The sequence below is a fragment of the Streptomyces sp. NPDC004542 genome, from assembly GCF_040610035.1.
Taxonomy (GTDB): Bacteria; Actinomycetota; Actinomycetes; order Streptomycetales; family Streptomycetaceae; genus Streptomyces.
In genome coordinates, this window is sequence record NZ_JBEXLP010000008.1 from 149539 (window position 1) to 155582 (window position 6044).

6 protein-coding genes are annotated in these 6044 nt (G+C 72.4%); all 6 read right to left on the reverse strand.

The window, feature by feature from the left end:
- Positions 1-4: 4 nt before the first annotated feature.
- Positions 5-1078 (reverse strand): prolipoprotein diacylglyceryl transferase, encoded by a 1074-nt coding sequence (gene lgt / locus ABZX30_RS07850; protein WP_355930176.1) that lies wholly within the window; start codon positions 1076-1078, stop codon positions 5-7.
- A gap of 137 nt (positions 1079-1215) precedes the next feature.
- Positions 1216-1992: a thioredoxin domain-containing protein gene (locus ABZX30_RS07855; protein ID WP_355930178.1), complete on the reverse strand. Its 777-nt coding sequence runs from the start codon at positions 1990-1992 to the stop codon at positions 1216-1218.
- 74 nt (positions 1993-2066) lie between these two features.
- A complete protein-coding gene (gene trpA, locus ABZX30_RS07860; protein ID WP_355930181.1) occupies positions 2067-2885 on the reverse strand; it encodes a tryptophan synthase subunit alpha in 819 nt (272 codons plus the stop codon).
- Entirely contained in the window at positions 2882-4165 is a 1284-nt protein-coding gene (gene trpB / locus ABZX30_RS07865) for a tryptophan synthase subunit beta (protein WP_355930183.1), read from the reverse strand. Before trpB ends, trpA begins: the two co-directional genes overlap by 4 nt.
- Before the next feature lie 338 nt (positions 4166-4503).
- Positions 4504-5313, reverse strand: a complete 810-nt coding sequence (trpC, locus tag ABZX30_RS07870) for an indole-3-glycerol phosphate synthase TrpC (RefSeq protein ID WP_355930185.1) — start codon at positions 5311-5313, stop codon at positions 4504-4506.
- A 143-nt stretch (positions 5314-5456) separates the two neighbouring features.
- Entirely contained in the window at positions 5457-5945 is a 489-nt protein-coding gene (locus tag ABZX30_RS07875) for a DUF2752 domain-containing protein (RefSeq protein ID WP_355930187.1), read from the reverse strand.
- Between the last annotated feature and the right edge of the window lie 99 nt (positions 5946-6044).

Here is a 6044-nt window from a genome sequence, read left to right on the forward strand (position 1 = left end):
GACGTCAGCTCTTCTTCGTCGCGGTCCCGGCCTCGTCCTTTGCCTCGTCCTTTGCCTTGTCCTCGGCCGCGGTACCGGCCCCGGAGCTGGTCCCGGTCTCGTCCTCGGCCCCGGCGCCCGCCTCGTCCTTCGCGTCCGGCTCGGTCTGCGCCGGCTCCGGCTCCGTGGCGGCCTTGTCCTCGCCGTCGGCCGCGGTGTCGGCCTGGCCCTTGTCGTCGCCCTCGCCCTCGGCCTCGGCCTCGCCCTCGGCCGAACCGTCGGTGTCCGCCGGTTCCACCACGGCTTCCCGTCCCGGCCGCTTCTTCGCCGTCACCACCATGTAGACCACCGCGAGCAGGAACACGAGCATCGCGGTCCAGTCGTTGAGCCTGAGGCCCAGGATGTGGTGGGCGTCGTCGACGCGCATGTACTCGATCCAGCCGCGGCCCACGCAGTACGCGGCGACGTACAGCGCGAACGCCCGGCCGTGCCCCAGCTTGAAGCGGCGGTCGGCCCAGATGACCAGGAAGCCGACGCCGACGCACCACAGGGACTCGTACAGGAACGTCGGGTGGTAGTAGCCCGGCACCCGGCCGCCCTCGGAGGAGGTGATGTGCAGTGCCCAGGGAAGGTGCGTCTCGCGACCGTACAGCTCCTGGTTGAACCAGTTGCCCCAGCGGCCCATGGCCTGCGCGAAGGCGATGCCCGGCGCGATGGCGTCGGCGTACGCGGGCAGCGGGATGCCCCGTCGCCGGCAGCCGATCCACGCCCCCAGCGCGCCGAGCGCGATGGCGCCCCAGATGCCGAGGCCGCCCTGCCACACCTTGAAGGCGTCCACCCAGTCGCGGCCCTCGCTGAAGTACAGCTCGTAGTCCGTGATCACGTGGTAGAGACGGCCGCCGACCAGGCCGAAGGGCACGGCCCAGACCGCGATGTCGGCCACCGTGCCGGCCCGCCCGCCGCGGGCGACCCAGCGCTTGTTGCCGAGCCAGACGGCAATGAAGACGCCGATGATGATGCAGAACGCATAGCCGCGCAGCGGAATGGGACCGAGGTGGATCACCCCGCGCGACGGGCTGGGAATGTAGGCAAGTTCCATGGCAGGGTCGACGCTACCGTGCCCGGCCGGGCACACGGCAGGTGGCCCGGCTACGGGTCAATAACAGGGGTGTGAGAATCACTTACCCGCGTTGGCGGTTCCTCCTCCGCCACACCTTGTCCGCCACCCCTTGTCCGCTACCCCTTGTCGGCCGCCTCCACCATCTGCTTCAGCTTGGCCGGGGTCATCGTGCGGTCCTCGTAGATGTTCTTTCCGCCCAGCAGCACGGCCGGCGTGCCCGTGAAGCCGCCCGTCTGGAAGGCCTTGTTGGACTTCACCACCCAGCCGTTGTGCGTGCCGTCGTTGACGCACGCGCGGAAGGCGGCCGTGTCCAGGCCGGGGACCTTGCCCGCCAGCTGGATCAGCTTGGCGTCGCTGGAGTAGGCGTCGTCGGTCTCCTTGGGCTGGTTCCCGTAGAGCACGTCGTGGTAGTCGCGGAACTTCCCGGCGTCCTGGGCGCAGGCCGCCGCGTTGGCCGCGCGACGGGATCCGCTGCCGCCGAGGTTGCCGTCGATCAGCGTGACCAGGTGGTACTCGATCCTCAGCTTGCCCGCGTCGGTCAGCTCGCGCAGCGTCGGCCGGTACACCGTCTCGAAGGCCCGGCAGGCCGGGCAGCGGAAGTCCTCCCACACCGTGAGCGTGGATCTGGCGCCGTCCTTGCCGACCGGGACCGCGAGGCTGTCCTTGCCCTGGGCCCCCGAGGGCGCCACGACCGGGCCCGCCTTGGCGGCGCTCTTCTCCTTGCCCGAGTTCGCGGCGACCACTCCGATCACCGCCGCGAGGCCCAGGACACACACGACGCCGGCACCGACGATCAGCGCGCGCCGTCGCTTCTCCGCGGACTTCTGCTTCTCGCGCTCGACCGCCAGCCGCTCCCGGGCGGTGCGCTTTCCGTCACGGTTCTTCTCGCTCACACCCCCAGAACGAACCGGGGAGGCGCAGCGCGCCTCCCCGGCCCCAGGTCCACTCGTTCGAGTGACCGACCGGGTCAGACCTGACCGCGAACGCCCTGGGCCAGCTCACCGGCGAGCGCGCGGACCGCCTCGACGCCCGCCGCGTGGTCGGGGGCGTCCAGCATCCGCTTGACGAAGGCGGAACCGACGATCACGCCGTCGGCGAAGCCGGCGACCTCGGCCGCCTGGGCCGCGTCGGAGACGCCGAGGCCGACGCAGACGGGCAGGTCGGTCCCGGTGGCGCGGGTCCGCTCCACCAGGTCCTGTGCCTGCGCGCCGACCGACGCCCGGGTGCCGGTGACGCCCATCAGCGAGGCCGCGTAGACGAAGCCGCTGCCTGCCGCGGTGATCTCGCCGAGCCGCTCGTCCTTGCTGCTCGGCGCCACCACGAAGACCGTCGCGAGGCCGTGCTTCTCGGCGTGCTCCCGCCACAGCGCCGACTCCTGCACGGGCAGGTCGGGCAGGATGCAGCCCGCGCCGCCCGCCTCGGCCAGCTCCGCGGTGAAGCGCTCGACGCCGTAGCGGTCGATGGGGTTCCAGTACGTCATGACGAGGATCGGCCTGCCGGTGGCCTCGTAGGCCTCCTTGACCGTCCGCATGACGTGGGCGATCTTGACGCCGCCGCGCAGGGCGATGTCGTCGGCGGTCTGGATGACGGGCCCGTCGAGCACGGGGTCGCTGTGCGGCAGACCGACCTCGACGACGTCGGCTCCACCGTCGAGTACGGCCTTGATCGCCTCGATGCCGCCGCCCACGGTCGGGAACCCGGCCGGGAGGTAGGCGATGAGGGCGGAGCGGCCCTCGGCCCTGGCACCGGCGAGGGTGTCCGACAGCAGCTGGATGTTGCCGCTCACTTGGCGTCCCCCTCGATCTCGGCGGTGTCGGCCGCGTCCGCGGCGACCTCGGCGTCGGTGTCGTACAGGCCGAAGTAGCGGGCGGCCGTGTCCATGTCCTTGTCACCGCGGCCGGACAGGTTGACCACGATCAGCCCCTCCTCGCCCAGTTCCCTGCCGACCTCCAGGGCGCCGGCCAGCGCGTGGGCGCTCTCGATCGCCGGGATGATGCCCTCGGTCCGCGACAGCAGGCGCAGCGCCTGCATCGCCGCGTCGTCGGTGACCGCGCGGTACTCGCCGCGGCCGGTGTCCTTGAGGTAGGAGTGCTCCGGACCGATACCCGGGTAGTCCAGACCGGCCGAGATCGAGTACGGCTCGGTGATCTGGCCCTCCTCGTCCTGCAGGACGTAGGACCGGGAGCCGTGCAGGATGCCGGGTTCGCCCGCGGTCAGGGTCGCCGCGTGCTCGCCGGTCTCGACGCCGTGGCCGGCCGGCTCGCAGCCGATGAGCCGCACGCCCTCGTCCGGGATGAACGCGTGGAAGAGGCCGATGGCGTTGGAGCCGCCGCCGACGCAGGCGACGGCGGCGTCCGGGAGGCGCCCGGCCCGCTGAAGGAGCTGGCGGCGGGCCTCCACACCGATCACGCGGTGGAAGTCGCGGACCATGGCCGGGAAGGGGTGGGGACCGGCGACCGTGCCGAAGAGGTAGTGGGTGCGGTCGACGTTGGCCACCCAGTCGCGGAAGGCCTCGTTGATGGCGTCCTTCAGCGTGCGGCTGCCGGACTTCACGGCGACGACCTCGGCGCCCAGCATGCGCATGCGGGCCACGTTGAGGGCCTGCCGCCGGGTGTCGATCTCGCCCATGTAGATCGTGCACTCGAGGCCGAACAGGGCGCAGGCCGTCGCCGTCGCGACACCGTGCTGGCCGGCGCCGGTCTCGGCGATGACGCGGGTCTTGCCCATCCGCTTGGTCAGCAGGGCCTGGCCGAGCACGTTGTTGATCTTGTGGGAGCCGGTGTGGTTGAGGTCTTCCCGCTTGAGGAAGACGCGGGCGCCACCGGCGTGTTCGGCGAACCTCGGCACCTCGGTCAGAGCGCTGGGCCGGCCGGTGTAGTTGACCAGCAGGTCGTCGAGCTCGCGGGCGAACTCGGGGTCGTGCTTGGCCTTGTCGTACTCGACGGCCACCTCGTCCACGGCGGCGACGAGGGCCTCCGGGATGAACTTGCCGCCGAAGGCTCCGAAGTAGCCTTCGGAGCTGGGGACCCGGCCCTCCGGGTCGGGGATGAAGAAGTCGCTGGGCATGCGGATACCTCACGGTGAGTGCGCGTGACATGACACTGTTCGCCGTGGGGGCGGGGGTCGGTCCGTCGGCTGCGAGCCGTCAGCGGCTTGCCGCGCGGTGCCTCGTCGTGCCCGCGCGGCGGCAGCCGCGGACGGAACGGAATCCCGCGCCCCTGCCGGGGCGCTGCCATCGGCGCCCGTTCACCTGCCCAGGTTCGTCACCGATGACATAACGGACCCGGCGGCCGTGTACCCGGCGTGCGGGCGCGCGGCAGCCGCGCGGACGGCAGCCGCGCGCCAGGCGGGCGTGCCGGTCCACGGTGGTCACGGTGACAGTCATCGGGGTCAGCCTACCGGTGTCAGCCCCGGCCGTGCCGCAGCGCGGGGTGCTCGCCCGCCGCCACCAGGTCGGCCACCGCGGTCCTGGGGTCGCGGCCGGTCACCAGGGACTCGCCGACCAGGACCGCGTCGGCACCCGCGTTGGCGTAGGCGATGAGGTCGTGCGGGCCGCGGACGCCGGACTCGGCGACCTTGACGATGTGGTCGGGGATCTCCGGGGCGATGCGCTCGAACGTGCCGCGGTCGACCTCCAGCGTCTTGAGGTTGCGGGCGTTGACGCCGATGACCTTGGCGCCCGCGTCGACCGCGCGGTCGACCTCGTCCTCGTCGTGCACCTCGACGAGCGGGGTGAGGCCGATGGAGACGGCGCGCTCGATCAGCGACTCCAGGGCCGGCTGCTCGAGGGCGGCGACGATCAGCAGCGCGAGGTCGGCGCCGTACGCCCGGGCCTCCCACAGCTGGTACGACGTGACGATGAAGTCCTTGCGCAGGACCGGGATGTCCACGCGGGCCCGGACGGCCTCCAGGTCGGCCAGCGAGCCGCCGAAGCGGCGCTGTTCGGTGAGGACCGAGATGACGGCCGCGCCGCCCGCCTCGTAGTCCGCGGCGAGCCCGGCCGGATCGGCGATCGCGGCCAGCGCGCCCTTGGACGGGCTGGAGCGCTTCACCTCGCAGATGACCTTGACGCCCTCGCCGCGCAGCGCGGCCACGCCGTCCTTGGCGGCGGGAGCCTTCGCCGCGCGGTCCTTGAGCTCGTCGAGGCTGACGCGCGCCTGCCGCTCCGCGAGGTCGGCACGGACTCCGTCGATGATCTCGTCGAGCACACTCACGCGAGCGGCCCCCTTCCAGACGGTTGTTCCAGACGGTTGAAAAGCCATGGAAAAGCCATGGTCACTGCGATGGTATCCGGAGCAGCGCCCTGGCCTCGCATCCGGTGGAGGGCGGTCCCACTACCTGGACGTTCACCCGCGGGTCAAGGGTGCAGCCAGCCGCCGAACGGCAGGTTCCGGACGATCGTGAAGACCAGCAGCAACGCCCCTGCGGTCCACAGCCACGCCGGGGAGGGATCGATCCGCAGCGGGCGTCCGCGGGCAGCGCGGACCGCCCAGACGGTCCACAGCACGGCGAAGACCAGGTAGCCGGCCACGGCGGCCGCGTTGTCCTGGAGCGCGGTGGCGAGGTCCCCGTGGACGAAGGCGTGCGCGCTGCGCAGGCCGCCGCAGCCGGGGCAGTACAGGCCGGTGAAGCGCAGCAGGGGGCACACCGGGTAGTGGCCGGGCCGGTTGGGGTCGACGGCCCCGACGTAGGCGAAGGCCCACGCGACGGCCGTCAGGATCCCGGTGGGCACGGCGAGCCCCGCCCACCGGGTCCGCGGCGTCCCCTGGACGCTGGGGCCGTGGGCACTGGGGCCGTGGGCACTGGGGCCGTGGGCACTGGGGCCGTGGGCGTTCACGCCTCGCATTCTGCCCCGTACGGGCCGCACGCGCGCGTGAGGGGCGGCCGGCGCCGGCGGCGCCGGCCGCCCCACACGCGGGCGGGGATGGCGTGCACAGCACTCCAC

Bases quoted from the DNA above. Each gene is read 5' to 3' on its own strand.
- lgt (WP_355930176.1), bottom strand. From the start codon at position 1,078: ATGGAACTTGCCTACATTCCCAGCCCGTCGCGCGGGGTGATCCACCTC.
- trpB (WP_355930183.1), bottom strand. From the start codon at position 4,165: ATGCCCAGCGACTTCTTCATCCCCGACCCGGAGGGCCGGGTCCCCAGC.
- ABZX30_RS07875 (WP_355930187.1), bottom strand. From the start codon at position 5,945: ATGCGAGGCGTGAACGCCCACGGCCCCAGTGCCCACGGCCCCAGTGCC.